15 protein-coding genes and 2 pseudogenes are annotated in these 17,311 nt (G+C 70.2%); 9 read left to right on the top strand and 8 right to left on the bottom strand.

Translation table 11 applies throughout. The features are described 5' to 3' along the window. Positions 1 to 84 precede the first annotated feature (84 nt). The 4 genes from IG62_RS0115540 (at position 85) to IG62_RS0115525 (ending at position 3,378) form a co-directional block, all read left to right on the top strand. Positions 85 to 411 (top strand): MerR family transcriptional regulator, encoded by a 327-nt coding sequence (locus IG62_RS0115540; RefSeq protein ID WP_030802304.1) that lies wholly within the window; start codon positions 85 to 87, stop codon positions 409 to 411. A 657-nt stretch (positions 412 to 1,068) separates the two neighbouring features. Next, positions 1,069 to 2,514, top strand: a complete 1,446-nt coding sequence (locus IG62_RS0115535) for an oxygenase MpaB family protein (protein WP_030802301.1) — start codon at positions 1,069 to 1,071, stop codon at positions 2,512 to 2,514. A gap of 203 nt (positions 2,515 to 2,717) precedes the next feature. After that, positions 2,718 to 2,915 (top strand): WD40 repeat domain-containing protein, encoded by a 198-nt coding sequence (locus IG62_RS47235; protein WP_158795048.1) that lies wholly within the window; start codon positions 2,718 to 2,720, stop codon positions 2,913 to 2,915. Positions 2,916 to 3,015: 100 nt separating this feature from the next. Next, on the top strand, positions 3,016 to 3,378 hold the full coding sequence (locus IG62_RS0115525) for a hypothetical protein (RefSeq protein WP_030802299.1): 363 nt from the start codon (positions 3,016 to 3,018) through the stop codon (positions 3,376 to 3,378). Between the two features lie 446 nt (positions 3,379 to 3,824). Here the strand turns inward: IG62_RS0115525 and IG62_RS0115520 are convergent, their stop codons facing one another. After that, positions 3,825 to 4,766: an AraC family transcriptional regulator gene (locus IG62_RS0115520; protein WP_030802297.1), complete on the bottom strand. Its 942-nt coding sequence runs from the start codon at positions 4,764 to 4,766 to the stop codon at positions 3,825 to 3,827. A gap of 82 nt (positions 4,767 to 4,848) precedes the next feature. Here IG62_RS0115520 and IG62_RS0115515 point away from each other — a divergent pair, with 82 nt between their 5' ends. Next, complete coding sequence (locus IG62_RS0115515; protein WP_030802295.1) at positions 4,849 to 5,679, top strand: SDR family oxidoreductase; 831 nt, start codon at positions 4,849 to 4,851, stop codon at positions 5,677 to 5,679. 107 nt (positions 5,680 to 5,786) lie between these two features. Here the strand turns inward: IG62_RS0115515 and IG62_RS0115510 are convergent, their stop codons facing one another. Together IG62_RS0115510 and IG62_RS49850 are read right to left on the bottom strand one after the other, a co-directional pair. Beyond that, positions 5,787 to 6,104: a VOC family protein gene (locus IG62_RS0115510; RefSeq protein ID WP_234326540.1), complete on the bottom strand. Its 318-nt coding sequence runs from the start codon at positions 6,102 to 6,104 to the stop codon at positions 5,787 to 5,789. Positions 6,105 to 6,353: 249 nt separating this feature from the next. After that, a pseudogene (locus IG62_RS49850) lies at positions 6,354 to 6,458 on the bottom strand (integrase); the annotation flags it as partial. A gap of 295 nt (positions 6,459 to 6,753) precedes the next feature. On the opposite strand from IG62_RS49850, the gene IG62_RS0115505 reads away from it, so the two are divergent. Continuing rightward, on the top strand, positions 6,754 to 7,452 hold the full coding sequence (locus IG62_RS0115505; RefSeq protein ID WP_234326538.1) for a 2'-5' RNA ligase family protein: 699 nt from the start codon (positions 6,754 to 6,756) through the stop codon (positions 7,450 to 7,452). Positions 7,453 to 7,715: 263 nt separating this feature from the next. Here IG62_RS0115505 and IG62_RS0115500 read toward each other — a convergent pair whose 3' ends face one another. After that, positions 7,716 to 8,246 carry an SMI1/KNR4 family protein gene (locus IG62_RS0115500; protein ID WP_051798114.1) on the bottom strand — a complete coding sequence of 177 codons (531 nt, stop codon included), beginning with the start codon at positions 8,244 to 8,246 and terminating at the stop codon, positions 7,716 to 7,718. A 125-nt stretch (positions 8,247 to 8,371) separates the two neighbouring features. Beyond that, positions 8,372 to 8,467, bottom strand: a pseudogene (locus IG62_RS44695) (AAA family ATPase); the annotation flags it as partial. 368 nt (positions 8,468 to 8,835) lie between these two features. On the opposite strand from IG62_RS44695, the gene IG62_RS0115495 reads away from it, so the two are divergent. Together IG62_RS0115495 and IG62_RS0115490 are read left to right on the top strand one after the other, a co-directional pair. Continuing rightward, positions 8,836 to 10,017, top strand: coding sequence for an FAD-dependent monooxygenase (locus IG62_RS0115495; protein ID WP_030802287.1), 1,182 nt, complete (start codon positions 8,836 to 8,838; stop codon positions 10,015 to 10,017). Next, positions 10,017 to 11,558, top strand: coding sequence for a hypothetical protein (locus IG62_RS0115490; RefSeq protein ID WP_030802285.1), 1,542 nt, complete (start codon positions 10,017 to 10,019; stop codon positions 11,556 to 11,558). The genes IG62_RS0115495 and IG62_RS0115490 overlap by 1 nt, the downstream gene beginning before the upstream one ends. Before the next feature lie 213 nt (positions 11,559 to 11,771). Here the strand turns inward: IG62_RS0115490 and IG62_RS0115485 are convergent, their stop codons facing one another. Beyond that, a complete protein-coding gene (locus IG62_RS0115485; protein ID WP_234326535.1) occupies positions 11,772 to 12,896 on the bottom strand; it encodes a DUF5954 family protein in 1,125 nt (374 codons plus the stop codon). A gap of 710 nt (positions 12,897 to 13,606) precedes the next feature. Between IG62_RS0115485 and IG62_RS0115480 the strand changes: the two genes are divergently transcribed. Next, positions 13,607 to 14,854 carry an epoxide hydrolase family protein gene (locus IG62_RS0115480; protein WP_030802281.1) on the top strand — a complete coding sequence of 416 codons (1,248 nt, stop codon included), beginning with the start codon at positions 13,607 to 13,609 and terminating at the stop codon, positions 14,852 to 14,854. A gap of 327 nt (positions 14,855 to 15,181) precedes the next feature. Here the strand turns inward: IG62_RS0115480 and IG62_RS47230 are convergent, their stop codons facing one another. Beyond that, positions 15,182 to 15,337, bottom strand: coding sequence for a hypothetical protein (locus tag IG62_RS47230; protein ID WP_158795047.1), 156 nt, complete (start codon positions 15,335 to 15,337; stop codon positions 15,182 to 15,184). 296 nt (positions 15,338 to 15,633) lie between these two features. Further along, positions 15,634 to 17,160, bottom strand: coding sequence for a hypothetical protein (locus IG62_RS0115475; protein WP_030802279.1), 1,527 nt, complete (start codon positions 17,158 to 17,160; stop codon positions 15,634 to 15,636). Positions 17,161 to 17,311: the final 151 nt, after the last annotated feature.

Here is a 17,311-nt window from a genome sequence, read left to right as displayed (position 1 = left end):
GCCGGTAGATGGTGTTGAAAGCTCGGGGCCCGGGTGCCAATACGGCACTCGGGCCCCTCGACGCGTCCCCGAAAGAAGAGGTCTATGCCCCCTCGCAGTACCCGCCCCGTCGACAAGCTCGACGATGACGACTACCCCGCCTACACCATGGGCCGGGCCGCCGAAATGCTCGGCACCACCCCCGCCTTCCTCCGCGCCCTCGGCGAGCACCGCCTGATCACTCCGCTGCGCTCCGAAGGCGGCCACCGCCGCTACTCCCGCTACCAACTGCGCATCGCCGCCCGCGCCCGCGAACTCGTCGACGCCGGCACCCAGATCGAGGCCGCCTGCCGCATCGTCATCCTCGAAGACCAGCTCGAAGAAGCCCAGCGCATCAACGAAGAGCTGCGCACCCGCAGCGCCACCTCGTAACGGCGATTCGAGACCGACCTGCCCGAGCTGATCAGCGCTGCGGACACGATGAAGTCTGCGTGGGCCTGCTGAACGGCTGCGGAGCACGCCTCGCGCTGGGCGTGCTCGGCGAGCGCGCGTGAGGGTGCAACCGTGTCTGGTCGACATGGCCGGAAGGCCTCTGCCGCCCCTTCAAAAGCACTGATGAACCCAGGGGTGACCAGGCGATTTCTGCCAATGGGCCCGCGAGCAACACCCGCCACCCCCACCGCAACCTTGCTGGAACCAAGGCGTACGCCCCCCCAACTCCGTTGCCGGGCATGGTTGTTCAAGAAGGTCTGGGCAGACAACCTCGCAGCGGATCCCTTCGCGACAGGTGTCGTGCAGGGTGTCGTCGCCTCCACCGCCTCGGAGCTGGGTGAATTCCAACCGGACGCTCGCGGCGCCCGAAGAACCCGCTCTGCTCGGAATGTCGTGCCCGGAAGCGGCCCGGTAGAAGTCCCGTGTCTGTCTGAATCGCCCGTTTCTGCGGCCCTGTGGCGTGTCTCGGATGGGTGAATTCGGGAACCTGGCCGCTCCCGGATTCCGGTAGGACCGTTGGACCGGGCGGATAGCCCGATGATCGCTCTTCCGGCATCCCCTGCTCATTCCCGTACACGTGCTTGAGGAGACGTCCCCTTGGCTACCGCTGATCTTCCCGGTCCTGATTCGCTGCTGCGCCGCACGCTGGGGGAGTGGCGGATCGGGTTGGTGGCGTGGCGGCTGCTGGTTCTGCAGACCGCGGATCCGGCGGTCGCCGCCGGCATGGCCAACTTCTCCACCTACCGCGCGCACCCGTGGCGGCGTATCGAGCACACCATGGACAGCGGGAAGCGGCTGTTCTTCTCCGATCGTGAAGGGCTACGCCGTGAGGTTGCCCGTCTGGAGCGCACGCACCGCCGGCTGGCCGGGACCGACGAACAGGGCAGGCCGTTCACGGCGTTGGACCCGGCGGTGCGGGTGTGGGTACTGGTCACCTTGTACGAGTGCATGACGGCGATGAGGGAACTGTCCGGACGCCCGCTGACGCCGCCTGAACTGGATCAGATGTACGGAGAATTCCGTGCGGTGTGTGCCGAGTTCGGCCTCTCCGACGAGCTGTTCCCGGCCACGGCCGCGGACGTGCCCGCGTACATGGACCGCACGATCCGCGAGCGCCTCGAATACAGCGAACCCGTGCGCTACCTGCTCTTCGACATGCTCCGTGAAGCACCCGCACCCCGCCGCCTCGGCCACCTGAAGCCGGCCTGGCCGCTTGTGCGCACGGTGGCCGCCCACGTGATCGGTGCGCTGACCATCGCGGACCTGCCGGAAGCCTTCCGCGAGCGCTTCAACTTGCCCCGCACCCGCCGCGCGGCCCTGCTGTCCTTCATCCTGCACCGTGGCATGCGCGTGCTGATGAATGCGCTGCCCGAGCACCGCCGCTACCGCACCTCACTGGCGGGCAACCCCTCGACCTCGCAGCCTCCCACCGCCTCCACCGACCGTCCTTCCCCGCCGGAGGCAAGCCCTGTCCGGCTTCCCGCACCCCGCCCCCGCAAGGGTGCCGATTCCCGCCCGGCGCGTCTGCGGACCTTCTTCCGCCAGGTCCTCGACCAGACCGGCGACGGCCGCATCAGCTCGGCCGATATGCAGGCCATGGCGCACAACGTGTGCTGGCCGCTCGAACTCACCCCCGAGCGCGAAGCCCGCGTCTATGCCGCCTTCGAGACCTGGTGGCAGCACCTGCGGACCGGCATGGACGCTGACAACGACGGACAGGTGACCTGCGAGGAGTTCGTCACCGCCATGCTCACCGGGATCGACGCCGGGCCGGGCTATCTAGAGCAGGGCTTGCATTTCGCGGTACGGGCGATCTTCCACGCTGCGGACTCCGACGGCAACGGATACCTGTGCGCCGATGAGTACCGCACGATCTTCGGCGGCTCCCGGGTCCACCCCGCCGAGCTCAACCACGGCTTCCGCCAGCTCGACCACGACGGAGACGGCCGCATCACCGAAGACGAATTCGTCCAGGCCTTCACCGACTACTTCACCGCCCGCACCGACAACACCGCCGGCAGCCAGCTCCTCGGCCGCCCATAGCGGCTGATGCGGGCGAAGTGCCGGGCCGGCCACTGATGGCCTTGGCAGCTCAGTGGCGACTGCCGCAGGGGCCTGACGCGTGTGGCGGCGGGAAGAGGGCGTCGTCGCGCTCGCGGTCTCTGACCTGGTGGTGGCCGCCGAGGTGATACGTATCGCGCCGACAATCCAGGCTGGGAGCGGGCCGCCGGTGGCACGAGGTGCGAATGCGACACCATGAGGGGAACGTCTGGTACCCGGCCAGCCCGGAATGCCCAACCCGCAGTCAGCAGACCCACGACGCGATGATGGCCGCCGTCGAGCAGGCGCAGCGCAGCACGGCATGGGCCATGGCCCTCCTCCCGGACGGCCGGGAGATCGTCACGGCGGGCGAGGACGCCACCGTCCGCCACTGGACCGCCTGACCGGCACTCCGGCCGGTGAGCCGCGCAGTCCGGCTGCGCTTGCGGCTTGCCGCAGCCATGCCACGCTGGAAACGCGGAAGCCGAACAGAAGGGGGCCACCATGCCCTTCGACTTCAACGTCGATGTCCGACTGACGGACGACAACGACCCGGACAGCGTGCAGTTCATCAACATGACCATCGGTTCGGTTCCGGCCGGCGCTGACCGACTCCTGGGTGACTGGCGGGGCGCAGCCGTCTTCCTACCCTCCAGTTCCGGCGAATTCGACTGGGACGGACGCTCCGGACAGCAGGTCGCCTTCGTCTTCGACGGCCCCTCCGCCGGCAGCCGCCTGATCCTGGGCCTCAACGACTTCGCCGCCCCCGGCGGAGGTCTGCCGCACCGGGGTGCGACCGGAGGCGGTGTCGTGACGGACCCTGACAATCCGCAGTTCCTCGGCACCGTCAAGTGGGAGATCACCTGACCGGATGGGAAACCTGCTCGTATGCCGCGCTTGCGCAGGCGGTCGCGGATGGCGCGTGGAGAGTAGGCCTTGTTCGCCAGGACCACGTCCGGCCTCGTGGGCGGGTGACGACGTCGTCGGCGGAACACGCAGGAGGGTTATGACGGGGGTGAAGGCGGGTGCGTCCAGGTGCCGCAGCCGTGTCCCGGTCTGGAAGTGGTCTGCCCCTGTGGGAACGTTGGTCAGTTCTGGCACTGACCGCGGTATGCGGTATCCGACGATACCGGTATCCGACGATGCCTTCGCCGGGAACTGGGCAGTTCCGTCGAACCTGTTGCCGTTGTCGAAGAGGGTCACAGACCCCACCGGAAGGTGGTTCCCAGGGACCCGGGCCGGAGCCCGGCAAGTGAAACTCGGGCGCCGTGGAAGGCCATGTGCCCCCGGGGTGGCGACCTCTTCGAGCCGTATCAGTGGGTCTGGCGGCGCCAGATCGAGGGGCTGACACCCCGGTTGCGCTTGAACGCCACGCTGAAGGCGAAGGGATCCTCGTATCCGACCTCGCGGGCCACGGCGGCGACGGTCGTCTCGGCGTCCCGCAGCAGGTCCGCCGCCAGGGTCATCCGCCAGCCGGTGAGGTAGGTGAGCGGGGGGTCGCCGACCAGCGCGGTGAAGCGGACGGCGAACGCCGCACGAGACGTGCCGACCCGGGCGGCCAACTCGGCGACCGTCCACCGACGGGCTGGATGCTCGTGCAGCAGGCGCAGCGCCTCGCCGATCACCGGATCGGACAGCGCCTGGTACCAGGCGGGCGCCGTCTCCGTGGCGGCGCACCAGGCCCGCAACGCCAGCACGAGCAAGAGGTCCAGTAGCCGGTCCAGCACGGCGTCCTGACCGGGTTCGTCGCGGGTGGCCTCCGTGGCGAGCAGGTCCAGTGCCGCCCGGGTCGCCGGCCCGGCGGGTACGACCGCCAGCGGCGGCAGCATGCCGAGGAGGCGGTCGCCGACGTCGCCGCTGAGGTCGTAGGCGCCGCGGAGCATGATCGTGGCCCCGGGCAGACCGTCGCCGTAGGTGCGGGGAGCCAGGCTCCGCTGCGTGTCCGGCGCTTGCGTTGACCTGTCGACGACGCGTTTGCTCCGCCCGTGGATCACGACCTGGGGTGGGGTGGACGGGGCGTCGGCGATCGTGTATCGGCGGGGGCGGGTGATGAGGGCGATGTCGCCCGCCGTGAGCCGTACCGGTGCGGTGTCCGTGTCGTCGATGCGCACCGACGCGTGACCGGCGAGCGTGGTCACGACCGTCAGCGGTGGGGGGTCGGTGAAGGTCACCGACCACGGAGGTCGCTGGATCAGTTGCCTGACCATCGCGTTCCTGGCCCGGGCCCGGTGCAGCAGATCGCTGAGGACGTCCACGCTCCCACGCTAGACGAACACAAAGGAAGTGAGGACGTTCTCCCATGGATCGTCCACGCACTCCTGGGGTTGTCTGGACGGCATGAAGACCATCCTTGTTCTCGGCGGTACCGGCAAGACCGGCAGCCGCATTGCCCGGCGCCTCAAGGCCGCCGGCCTGCCGGTCCGCACGGCCTCCCGCACCGGCGGCGACTTCCGCCTCGACCTTGACGATCCGGCGAGTTGGACGCCCGCACTCGACGGCGTCACCGCCGCCTACCTCGTGGAGCCCAGCCTGTCGAGGAGCACGGACCACCAGGCACGCATACCGCAGTTGGTGAGCGAGGGGGTCACCGCGGGCGTGCGCCGCCTGGTGCTGCTGTCCGCCCCACGCGCGGGCGAGGACGGCCATCCCCTGCACGCCGCCGAGCAGGCCGTGCGCGCCTCCGGCATCGACTGGACCATCCTGCGCCCGCAGTGGTTCGCGCAGAACTTCAGTGAGGGCCCCTGGCGGCACGGAATTCTCGCCGGCACTTTGGCCCTGCCCACCGGTGACGGGCGCACTCCGTTCGTCGACGCCGAGGACATCGCCGAAGTTGCCGTGGCAGCACTGACCGAAGACGGCCACAGCGGCCGGATCTACGAGCTGACCGGCCCACGGGCGATCAGCTTCGGTGAAGCGGCCGACCTCATCGCCCGGGCCACCGCCCGTACGGTCCGTCATCTCGACGTGGATCCGGCGGACTTCGTCGAGCGTCAGGTCGCCGCCGGCGCCTCACCCGACGTCGCCCAGCTGCTGACGGGGCTGCTGGGCGCCATCCGGAACGGCGCGGGCGCCGCGCTCTCCGACGGCGTGGAACGAGCCCTCGGCCGACCCCCCAGGACCTTCGAGGCTTTCGTCAACAAGGCCGCCGCCGCGGGACACTGGAACTGAACTTCCGGGCAAGCCGAGCAGGGCCACGTTGACCACCGAAGTGGTCCTCTCGCCTTGCCCACCCCAAGGCGCAGGCCGAACGAACCGTCGCCGGCGGGTTGGGGTGTTCACCGCCGAGCGGGTTCCGGACCGGTCCAGCCGGCGGTCCCGACACAGGCTTCGTTGCCTTCCGGGTCGGCCAGCACCCAGTGCGAGGAAGCATGGGCATCGCTCACCAGACGGCCGCCAGCCGCGATGGCTGCCGCTATGCGCGCTTCGGCCTGGTCGTAGGGCACCCAGACGTCGACGTGCATTCGATTGCGCTGAGGGCGTGGTGTGTCCATCTGCTGGAAATAGAACGGCGCCCCGCGGCGCTGCGGGTCGATCAGATCCTCAGGGCTCTTCGCCCGATCGGCATAGCCGAGCAGCGCCCGCCAGAGCCGCACCACATCGCTCCGACGGCCAACGACCCGGCGCGGAAGTACGCGCAGGCTCCCTCGCTCAGGACACGCCAGTCTTCCAGGCCGACGGTCTCGTGGAACTGCTGCGGCCGGACACGCTCGATCTTGCCTTCTACGTAAGTCATGCGATCAACCTGGTGTGTTGACCACGAACGTTCGCCGGGGTGGATGCCTGGAAGTACTGTCCCAGGCCCGGCGGCTGGTGCGTTGACCACAAACGACCGCCGGGGTTGGTCACGCGGCTTTGCTTCGTGGCCGGCCCCGGCGTTGCTGGCGTTCGCTGCGGACTTCGGCGCGTTCGCGGCGTTGGGCTGCCAGCACATCGGGGTGTCGGGCATTGGGGTCGGCGGACGCGCACAGCCTTCTCGGGCGGGTCCGGGAAGAGGCCGACGGCCGACGACAACAGACCTTGTCGATGAAGAACGGGTCGGCGGACAGCTCACCCGCTCGACATCAGCATCGGTGACCTTCCGCGGGATGCCTGGTCGAGGCTCGTCGCACAGACCGGCCAGCCCTCGTTACGGGAAACGCCGTCGCCAGGTCCGGACGGTGTCCGGGGGGCCCAGACGTCGTGACACCTCCATGATTGAGTGCCCCTGGGCGCCTTCCCAAACGATCCGCGACCGTTGGGCCAGTGCCTGAGCGGTGGCACGTCAGCGCACCCGCCCTTGGCGCGCGGCGCAGCGTAGCGGCTCCGGATGGTGTTCCGAGCCCGATTTGGGACCATGGCCATGTGGACGGGAATCCGGTTTATGGCGGGGCCGAGCCGGTGGAGGTGCTCAAGGTGGCGCCGACGGCCCGGACGGCGGTGGCATGGCTGCCGCCGCGGAAGCTCTGGCCGGTGATTCAGGACATCCGCTGGGAGCACGATCCGCAGGTACGGCGGTGGCCGCCGCATGTGAATCTGCTGTTCGGGTTCGTGCCGGAGGAGGCGTTCGCGCGGGCCGTGCCGTTGCTCTCCGCCGGGGCAGCGCAGAGCACGGTGTTCACGGCGCGCCTGGCCGGAGTGCGGTACTTCCGGCACCGGCACTACGCGACGTTGTGGCTCGATCCGGCTGCGGCGGATCCGGCGCCGTGGACTCATCTGCACCGGGAGCTGGCGCTGCGGTTCCCACTTTGCCGGGGGCGCGTGGGCCGCTTCACCCCGCATTTGTCCCTGGGCCGTACGCAGGACCCGAAGCGGCTGGCCGCCGAGTGTGCTGCTCGGCTCGGCGCACTGGCGGCGGTGGTCGAGGAGGTGGTCTTGCTCTCCCGACGCGGCGAGGGGCCCATGCGGCCTCGGGCCGTGATCACACTGGGCACGGGCGAGGTCCGCCGACCGCAGGATTGCTAGGCGCTCAGTCGCCACGATCTCTGGGACGGTCGCGTCGTGATGGAGGATGAGTGGCTTCCGGGGCGGTCGGTCACCTTTCGCTACCCGCCCCAGACGGCCCGGCTGTGCCTCATGGGCTGCCTCGGCGGAGGGACCGGCGTTGATCTCCAGGAACAGCGTTTGGCGACCGGTTCCGGAGGCAGTTGGTGATCGCCTGGCTCAACGGATCTCGATGGGAAACGACGGCACTGTCGTGTCACGGACGCGGGACGGCCAGCCGCTTGTCAGCGCGGCTGGCCGTCGAAGGGGTCGCCGGAGCCGGGCTCGAATGTCGTGCCGAGGTTGTACTGCGCGATCCCGAAGGGTTGGAATTCGGCATTGGCAAGGACGCGGTAGAGGAACTCGGAGGTGGACATGTCGTACCGGTGCCATCCGCCGACGTCGTGGGCCCGCGCGAGGACGGGGTAATCGCCCGGCCGCTCGGCATCGATGAACCAGCAGTACTCGTCGGCCCATTCGGTGGAGCCCCACTCAACCAGTCCCTTGCCGCCCGGCGCGTAGACCGCATAGGGATCCACGGCGGAGCCGTCTTTGAGCTTGCTGGCCTGGTCGACCGACACCCGCCACTGTGCCAGGAAGTCGAACGAGAAGCCCTCGTCGCGCCCCAGAAAGTAGACCGAATCGCTGAAGACGCCGCCGCCGAACGCCTCGTAGAGCTCCTTGTAGTCCGCAGGCAGCGGAACCCCCAGCTCTCGCTCGATCGCCGCCCAGTCGACGGAGACCCCGAGCGGCTCCCACCCGGTCAGTTCGATCACTCGCTGAACCCACATACGACACTCTTTTAGCACCTGCCTTCGTCTCGATGTCCCTCAACCCCCTCGTCGCTCACGTCAAGATCGGCAGCTGTCGCACTCGGCCGACCTTGGCGGGTTCCTCAGCAGCGGTCGAGTTCCACGTATCCGGGTTCGTCGATGCAGCGGAGATCGACGCGGCCGTAGCGGGCGATCGTCTTGTTCAGCTGCTTCTCGTCGCGCAGGAGGACGACGTGGCCCAGGAACCACGGTGTCTTCTCGCCGATGGGTGCGTCGGGAGCGGTAGTCGGTCGGAGTTCGTCTCCAGCAGTTCGAGGCTGTCGTCGTCCGGGTCGAGGAAGTCGCAGAGCTCCCCATCAACCTGCCAGGACTCCGCCAGACGATTTCGACGAAGCGGAGGGGAAGCAGAGGGAAGGACGCTTCAGCCCAGTGCTCCCGACGCAGGTGCGCGCCACGGCACATTGACAGGTTTCTGTCGACATGTTGCTATGAGGCGCTGCTCAGCTGGGCCTGCGTTGCATTGCATGCCACCAGGCACCGGATCGACTGCCACTTGACCGGGGGCGGCGCCCCCGAATCGGAGCGAGGACCCATGTCGCAGCGCGCCGCGACCATCGTCGGCGGTGGGATCGGCGGCCTGGCGGCAGCCATCGCCCTGCACCGTCGGGGCTGGCGCGTCGAAGTGCTGGAACGTGCACCGGAATTCACCGAGATCGGCGCCGGTATCTCCCTGTGGCCGAACGCGTTGCACGCGCTTGAGGTGCTCGGCCTGGCCGACACCGTCCGGGCGCTCGGTGCCGTCGAGGCAACAGGCGGCGTACGCGACCGCCGGGGCCGCTGGCTGTCCCGTACGGACAACGCGGAGCTGGCACGCCGTTTCGGCCATCCGTTGGTGGTTTTGCATCGCGCGGATCTGTTGCGGGTGCTCACCGAGGCGCTGCCTGCCGACAGCCTGCGGTCGGGCTGCGAGGTGTCCGTGGTCCGCGACGACGACCGCAGCCTGGTCGTCGATCACCGTGGGGGAGTGTCCCGGCCCGATCTGGTGGTGGGTGCCGACGGACTGCGCAGTGCGGTACGACGCGTGCTGTGGCCCGACGCGGCCGGCCCCCGGTATGCCGGTTACACCGCCTGGCGCATGGTCACCGGGCCTCTCGACGAGCCGCCCGCCGAAGGCGCGGCGATCTGGGGGCGTGGGGAGCGGTTCGGCTACACGGCGCTGCCGGGCGGCCGGATGTACTGCTTTGCGACCGCGTCGCTGCCGGCGGGAACGGCCTCCGGCTCGTCGGAGTACGGCGAACTGCTGCGCCGGTTCGGGTCCTGGCCGGATCCCGTCCCGGCCCTGCTGGCCGCGGTCCCCGCGGACGCGGTGCTCCGCCACGACTTGTACGACCTGCCGCCGCTGCCCTCCTTCGTCCGCGGCCGGGTCGCGTTGCTGGGTGACGCGGCCCATGCCATGACGCCCAATCTGGGCCAGGGTGCGTGCCAGGCGTTGGAGGACGCGGTCACTCTCGCTCATTGCCTCGACGGCTCGCCGGACGTGGCCGCCGCGCTCCGCTCGTACGACCTGCTGCGCCGCCCGCGGACGCAGGCCATCACGCGCCGCTCCGCCCGGCTCGGCGCGGTCGGCCAGTTGGCGTGGCCGCCTGCGGTGCTGCTGCGCGACACGGCTGCCTGGCTGACGCCGATGGGGGCGACGATGCGTTCCATGACGCCGGTGCTGAGCTGGAGGGCACCCGTTGACCCGGTGACCGTGACGAAGAGCGGGAGCACCTGATGCCGGACTGGACGTATCACCCGCTGCGCGGCTTGGCCGCCGCCGCCGTCGGCCGGCGCCGTTCGCAGCGAACCGCACTGCGGCTGCTGGCGTCGATCGGCTCCCGTCCGGCCGGTGCGCGGCTGATCGCCCGGGGATTCGGCCACCGCCATCCACCGAAGCGGCTCGCGGGCCAGATCGCCGGCGTGCCCGTGACCGTCCGGCTCGGCATATCCGTCCCGCCCTCGCTCGCCTACGACGCGGTGCGCGCCATGCACCCGCTCGGGGCCGGTGTCGTCGAGGTGGCTCCCGTCTCGGCAGCCGACGCCGAGACGGTACGCGAGGCCGCTGCCGGCCGCTCGATCCCGGTTGTCGCCCGCGTATGCGATCCGGAGGCGGAGGCCGCCCTCAGGTCCCACGTCGACGGGTTCACCAGCGGCGGCGACCCTGACGTGGTGCATGTGACCGACCCGTCCGTCACCGCCGCGGCCGCCGCGCTCGAGGAGCCGGGGACCGTCGTGCTCGCCCGGCCCGGAGTGCTCGTCGAGGCTGGGCCCGGCTGGTTCGCACGGGTCACCGAGGCAGCCACGCCCACCGCACCCGCTCCGCGGCTGCGGGACGTCGGCCGCGATCCTCGCCGCTGGCCCGCCTGGTGGTGGGCACTGCTCGTCGGGCTCGGGATGACGGGCGCGGGGCTCGGGGCCGCGGCGATCACGCTGGGGCCGGTGCTGCTCTGGTACGACCGTGACTACCTCGGCATGACGCTGCACGACCTGCATGCCGCCAACCATCACCTCGTGCACTTCCTCCAGCACGACCGGATCACCATGGCCGGCACGATGGTGGCGATCGGCGCCCTCTACACCGGCCTTGCCGTGGGCGGGATCAGACGCGGCTGGCCCTGGGCCCGTGAGGTGTATCTGCTCTCGGGGATGATCGGGTTCCCCACCTTGTTCTACTTCCTGGCCACCGGCTTCGTGGAGCCCCTGCACACAGCCACCACCATCGTGCTGTTCCCGATGTTCGTGGCCGCGGTCCGGCGGACCGCGCACGCACCGCGGTGGCGCCTGGCGCCCGAGGGGCCGGAGCCGGAACGCCGACGGGCGCTGGTCGGCCAGTTGCTGCTGATCGTCACGGGAGCGGGGCTGTTCGTCGGCGGAGCGGTGATTTCGGTGGTCGGTCTGACCGGTGTCTTCGTGCCGACCGACCTGGTCTTCCTGGGCACCAGCACGCAGAGGCTGGAAGCTGTGAACCCTTGGCTTGTGCCGTTCGTCGCCCACGACCGCGCGGGGTTCGGCGGCGCGCTGATGGCCGCCGCGGTGGCGATCGTCCTGCTCAGCGCGTGGGGCTGGCGGCGGGGTGAAGCCTGGGTGTTCTGGACCCTGGCTGCGGCGGCGGCCGCCGGCTTCCTGCCGGCTGTCGTGGTGCACGGCGCGATCCACTACATGGACTTCATGCACCTCGCCCCGGTCTACTTCGGCATCGCCATGACCGGCACCGGCCTGCTGCTCGCCCGTCCCTACCTCTGTGCCAGGGCGCCGGCGGGGCCGAAGGAGGACTGACGGGCTGTCCCGGCGAGCGCTTCACTACCGATCCAAGGGACAGGCAGCTGTTCGTGGTTGGCCTGTGGGGCCCCGGTGGAGGCCTGATCGTCAGCGCCCGTACGGCCGGGGGAAGCCCGGCCGCCGAGCAACTACCGGACGCGGCAACGGCAGTGCGGCCACGCCTGCGCCGCGCCGGGTGTCCCGTTCGCTGCCACGCAGGCGGTGGACTTGTCAGACCGAAGGCTCGGTCTCGTTGTCTTCGTCCTCGGGGAGGATGTTGCCGTCCTCGTCGAGCACCGGGTGGATGCGCTCAGGGTCGTGCCTGTTGATATCGGATGGGCGTGGCCCTTCGGGGCCGTCGGGACCCCAGCGCAGCAGGCGGCGGGTGCGGGCGATCCGGTAGACGGTGCCCTCGACCTCGAGCTGGTTCACCCGGCCGGCGCGGAGCTGGTCGGCGGCCTCGGCGTACGCGGCCAGCTCCGAGGCCGCAGGATCGACACCTTCGGCGACCAGGGTACGTGCGTCGACATCCCTGTGAGCGCCCACCGGGACCAGACCCCGTCTGCGTGGCTCCCACCATGTCAGCGAAAAGTCCAGAGTCTTACGGGCCTCGTGGGCACTGCCGTGCAGGGCGCTGGCCGGCATCCACCCACCACCCGCAGTCTGCTCCACCACCGCGAACGTCACAGGCAGCAGTAAGACGTCGGGGTGGGTGTCCACCGCCCGCTGCGAGTCACTGCGTACCTCGTCGGGGAACCGGGAACCGGTGTAGGCCAGGCTGCGCAGCGCCAGGCGCTCCGCGCCTTGGGAGGGGGCGATGGGGGCATCGGGGTCCAGGAGCAGCCCGTCATCGATCGGGGCCCCGAAGGTGCCGCGGCCCCAGTCGGGCCTGACCGGCTCCGGATCCGTCGGGCGCGGCTGCTCGATGCCGTCCGCGACCATGCCGGCGTACTCCTCGGCACGCACGATCCGATAGCGGGTCCCGAGCACGGTCAGTTCGTCGACGCGTTCGCGCTCCAACCGGGCGACCGCCGCCAGCAGAGCACGCCGTTCCGTCCTGTCCTGGGCATCGTCCTTCGCCCGGAACCACAGCAGCGAGTTCAGGCTGTCACGCGCCGTCTGCGGACAGCCGGCAGTCACTGCGATCACCACCTGCCACAGCGGTCCCTTCTCCGCCTCCCCACTCTGCGCGGCCACCCCGAACAGCGGGCCGCGCACCGCCACCGCGTCGACCTGCGCCACGGCGTCCATCGCGTCCGCCTCCACAGCGGCCTCCACCGGCTCTACAGGAAGCCGCACCACCACCGGCCGCGCCCCGCCCGACCCCATCTCTTCCCCCAGCTCTTCCTGGCCCATGCCCCTATCCTGCCGACCACGGCACATCGCCCTCCTGCATTTCCTGATTCCTGCCTCTTTCGCGGACTTCACACGCTATGAGGGCGAGCCAGGAGGGGAAATCGGCTGGCGGTTGGCCGGGGTACGGGAAGGTGATCACCGATTCCGTGACCCACTGCGGCCGGTCCGCCCCGGGAATCAGTGGCTTGGGCACAACCAGGAGCCGTTCCCACCTCTCCTGATCTCACCGTCCCGCACCCCGATGTGGCGGCCTGCGACACCCGCGCCGCAGGGCTCCGGCCGAGACGGAGGTCGGCCTGCCTTGGCGCCGCTCCCCTCGCGTCCCCGACTCCGCTCCGCTCTCCACGCCACCGTCGCGAGCACTCTGCCGTACCGTGAGCCGCTGCAGATCCGCGCATGGTTGTACGAACGGCTATGGTCGATCCGTGGCGAGGACCCGTTCCTGAGCATGGCCTTGATTGATGGCAGGACGGACGATCTTGCGGAGGTCGCCAGGGCAGCTCGGGCGTACTGGGTGGCCACCTTGCCCTTGCCCTCCGGCACAGCAATGGCCGCCTGGCCGCTATGGCTGTTGGCCGGTCAGCTCGCCCCGCGCTATCGGCGGCTCTCGCCGCGGCGCTGCCCGCGCTCCTTGAAATGGCTCGGCTCGCTGCCCAACCATTCAACAGGTCGGCGGCACCGCTTTCCCCTACCTGGTAAGGAACCACGCCATGACCACCCCGCACGCCTTCCCTCTGGAGCCCACCCCTATCCGTGTGTCCGACGAGGTCCTCGATGACCTGCGCGCCCGTCTCGCCTTGACCCGTCCGCCGCTGGACGAGGAGGAGGGGGAGGGGGAGAGGGACTGGTCCTACGGTGTCCCAAGCAGCTATTTGCGTGAGCTGGTCGCCTACTGGCGGTCCGGCTACGACTGGCGCAAGGCCGAGGCCGCAATCAACGTCTACGAGCACTACCAGGTGAGCGTCGCCGGTGTCCCGGTGCACTTCATGCGCAAGCCAGGCCGCGGCCCGCGCCCGATCCCGTTGATCCTCACGCACGGCTGGCCGTGGACGTTCTGGCACTGGTCGAAGGTGATCGACCCGCTCGCCGACCCGGCCGCATTCGGCGGTGACCCCGCCGATGCTTTCGACGTCATCGTGCCGTCCCTGCCCGGCTTCGGTTTCCCCGGCCCGCTCACCGGCTTTCCGGACGTCAACTTCTGGAAGGTCTCCGACCTCTGGCACACCCTGATGACCCAGACCCTGGGGTACGAGAAGTACGCCGCCGGGGGCTGCGACATCGGCGGGATCGTCTCCAGCCAGCTCGGCCACAAGTACGCCGATGAGCTGTACGGCATCCACATCGGCTCCGGGCTGCCGCTCGACTTCTTCACCGGCCCCCGCGCCTGGGACTTCGCCCGGAATCGGCCCCTCACCGACGACCAACCCGCCGAGGTCCGCGCCCGCATCATCGAGCTGGACCACCGCTGGGCGTCCCACCTCGCCGTGCACATGCTCGACGGCGCCACCTTGGCCCACGGGCTGAGCGACTCCCCCGCCGGACTGCTCGCCTGGCTGCTGGAGCGCTGGAACGCCTGGAGCGACAACGGCGGCGACGTCGAGTCCGTCTTCACCAAGGACGACCTGCTCACCCACGCAACGATCTACTGGGTGAACAACTCCATCGCCACGTCGATGCGTTACTACGCCAACGCCAACCGCTACCCGTGGGCCCCCGCCCACGACCGCACCCCGGTCGTGCAGGCCCCGGTCGGCCTCACCTTGGTCACGTACGAGAACCCGCCCGGCATCCACAGCGCCGACGAGCGTGTCCGGGCATTCAAGACCGGCCCGCAGGCCGATTGGTTCAACCACGTCAACGTCAACGCCCACGACCACGGCGGCCACTTCATCCCCTGGGAGAACCCCGACGCCTGGGTGAGCGACCTGCGCCGCACCTTCCACGGCCGCAGGCCCTGACGACCCTGCGGACTCGTCCGCCGACGGGGCAGGCGAACGTTGCCTGGCGGGGCGGCGGGGGCGTGCGCGTCGGCCGGCCGGCCCGCACCGCCGCAGATGATGGAGCGGCGACGTGCGGCAAGCAACGACGAAACGTCCGCGGCGCCGGATCCCCTCAGTCGAGATCCGGCGCCGTGTTGCCTGCGAAGGCAGGGGTTCGGCGGCGTCGTACTGATCGGCGTCGAATGGGAACGTCGGGGGCCGGGCCGTCTGGTTGACGACCGCTCGGCGTCCTCAAGAGGCGAAGGTTGCCTGATGTGGCACAGGGCCGCGGCGAGGACGGCGCCGTCACCGCCACGGCACGCCTCGGTATGCCATTTCTTTCCCGAGTTGGCCGAGGGCCTGTTCGTCGAGAGCGCCTGGCCGGCGCTCGCCGCCACCCTCACTGCCGCCACCCTCGCCGACGCTGAAGTTGCCGGCGGCGAGGGTGGCGGTCCTGCTCACGTGCGCAGCGCGCGAAGGGAGTCGGACTGGGGTGAGTTGGTTATTCACATTCTGGTGGTGGCGACTTCACTATCTCGTCGACCTACCTGCCACAGCGTGTCGTCGACCTTCCTGCCGCAGCACCGAGCCGGGCCCCACTGGAACAGGGCGGACCCGCTCCTGGCGTGCCCCGGTGCCGTTGGGGGGTGGGCCCAAAAGGTGCCCGTAGGGGCCGTGAACCGACGCACCACCCCCCGGCCCGGTTGACCGTGGATACCGCCCATTGCGGACAGGGCGCCGCAGGCGCGGGTGGTGGTTCAGGCCGACGGTAGCTTTCCCTGGCCGAAGAGCTTGCGCTCGTCGTGCAGGGCGAACGGTGTGGTCCTGAGGTCGACGATCTGGATGCCGAAGATTTTCAGTTGCAGCATCAATTGGGTTTTGAGGTCGTAGCCTGCGCTGAGTGCCCATGCCGGGGCGCCGTGGCCGGTGGCTGCTGCGGCCCGTCCGGTGAGGTGGACGGACAGGTCGCCGCCGACGCCTGCGGTGTCGTAGAGGAAGACCTGGGCGTGTGCGCCCAGGCGGGCCGTCGCGGTGGCTGCGCCTTCGATGTGGGGCCTGGCGCCCTTGGTCTGCTGGTGTGCCTCGTTCAGCGGCTGCCAGCCGTGCCCTCGGTCGTATGTCGCGCCGACGGCGAATGAGCCGGTGGTGCGCTGGTCGGCGTCGAGGACGATGCGGCCGCCGGCGGTGAAGCGGTAGGTGAAGGTGACTTCGGTGCTGACCACGACGGGTACGGGGCCGACCCAGAAGACGTGCCGGCCGGTGACAGCGGCCAGCGGTACCGAGACCTGCCCGGTGTCGGCGGTGCCGCGCACCTTGCCGTGCACCTGCCAGCCGTAGCTGTAGGAGCCGCCGAGCCCGATGGCCGCGCGCTCGGGCAGGAGGTTCACCCCGCCGCGCTTGTTGTACTGAAAGATCAGCTCCGGCCGGAACGTCACCTCGCCGGAGAGGCGGGCGGGCGACTTGCTGGTGGCTTCAACGCCCTTGGGGAGCGGCACGTTGATGCCCAGGCGCAGGGTGGTGAGCCCCTTCCTGGCCTCGGGCGGAAGCGCCTCGCCCGGGGCGGTGGCGGCCGCGCCGGTGCCACGGAGCCCGTTGCGCGGCGCTTGGGAGGCGGTGACCGACGGGCTCGGCGAGGCTTCGGCCGACGCGTCCGGGCCGTCGCCGGCGGGGGTGCTGGGCTCGCCGGACGGTGTGCTTGCGCCGTCGGGTGGAGTGGCCGGGCCGCCCGTGCCGGGGGAGGGGTTGCGCACGCTGACGCCGGACGAGAGCGGCTTGACGGTGAGTTCGCCGGGCCGCAGCGCCGCGCGCCGGTCGACCTTCTGGTCGCCGAGCAGCTCCGGGAGGGTGGCCGGGACGGTGGTCACCTGGACCTCGCCGCCGCGGGAGCCGGTGACCTTGCCCACCTTGAACAGCGCTCCCGAGGGGGCGTGTCGGTTGGGCGCGGCGGCGATGACATCGCCGGTGTGCACGCTCTTGCCGGCGGACGGCTTGAGCACCGCCTGCTTGCGCCGGGCGTCGTAGAACGCCAGCTGTACGGAGACCGAACGGCCCGCCCCAGCGGGTGCGTTGGACGGCTTGGCGACGACGGCGCCCTCCGGGCCGGCGGCTGCGGCATCGGCGTCCGCGGCGGCGTCCGGGTCGGCGGTCCCGGCGGTGCGTATACCGGCCGGGGGACTGCCGGAGTCCTTGGAGTCGGAGAGCAGGGCATGGGTGCCGAGGGCGGCGGGGACGAGTACGCCGACCGCGGCGGCGGGCACCGCGATACGACGCCAGGAAACAGCCATGGAATTCCTTGGGGTGCGGGGGGTGGTTGGGGAAAGCGGGCCGCCTACCGGTCCCTGATGCGTTCTGACGACGGCACAGAAGTCGTCCGCAGATCGAACGTCTGTAGGGGTTCGGGCGGCTTCCTCGTAGCATGGCGACGAATGATCGCTT

The organism is Streptomyces sp. NRRL S-337 (assembly GCF_000720175.1).
GTDB classification, from domain to species: Bacteria; Actinomycetota; Actinomycetes; order Streptomycetales; family Streptomycetaceae; genus Streptomyces; species Streptomyces siderophoricus.
This window is presented reverse-complemented; position numbering and strand designations above follow the sequence as displayed.

Excerpts from the sequence above, each read along its gene's own strand:
- IG62_RS0115540 (WP_030802304.1), top strand. The coding sequence starts at position 85 with ATGCCCCCTCGCAGTACCCGCCCCGTCGACAAGCTCGACGATGACGAC.
- IG62_RS47235 (WP_158795048.1), top strand. The coding sequence starts at position 2,718 with ATGCGACACCATGAGGGGAACGTCTGGTACCCGGCCAGCCCGGAATGC.
- IG62_RS0115525 (WP_030802299.1), top strand. The coding sequence starts at position 3,016 with ATGCCCTTCGACTTCAACGTCGATGTCCGACTGACGGACGACAACGAC.
- IG62_RS0115515 (WP_030802295.1), top strand. The coding sequence starts at position 4,849 with ATGAAGACCATCCTTGTTCTCGGCGGTACCGGCAAGACCGGCAGCCGC.
- IG62_RS0115495 (WP_030802287.1), top strand. The coding sequence starts at position 8,836 with ATGTCGCAGCGCGCCGCGACCATCGTCGGCGGTGGGATCGGCGGCCTG.
- IG62_RS0115490 (WP_030802285.1), top strand. The coding sequence starts at position 10,017 with ATGCCGGACTGGACGTATCACCCGCTGCGCGGCTTGGCCGCCGCCGCC.
- IG62_RS0115485 (WP_234326535.1), bottom strand. The coding sequence starts at position 12,896 with ATGGGCCAGGAAGAGCTGGGGGAAGAGATGGGGTCGGGCGGGGCGCGG.
- IG62_RS0115480 (WP_030802281.1), top strand. The coding sequence starts at position 13,607 with ATGACCACCCCGCACGCCTTCCCTCTGGAGCCCACCCCTATCCGTGTG.
- IG62_RS0115475 (WP_030802279.1), bottom strand. The coding sequence starts at position 17,160 with ATGGCTGTTTCCTGGCGTCGTATCGCGGTGCCCGCCGCCGCGGTCGGC.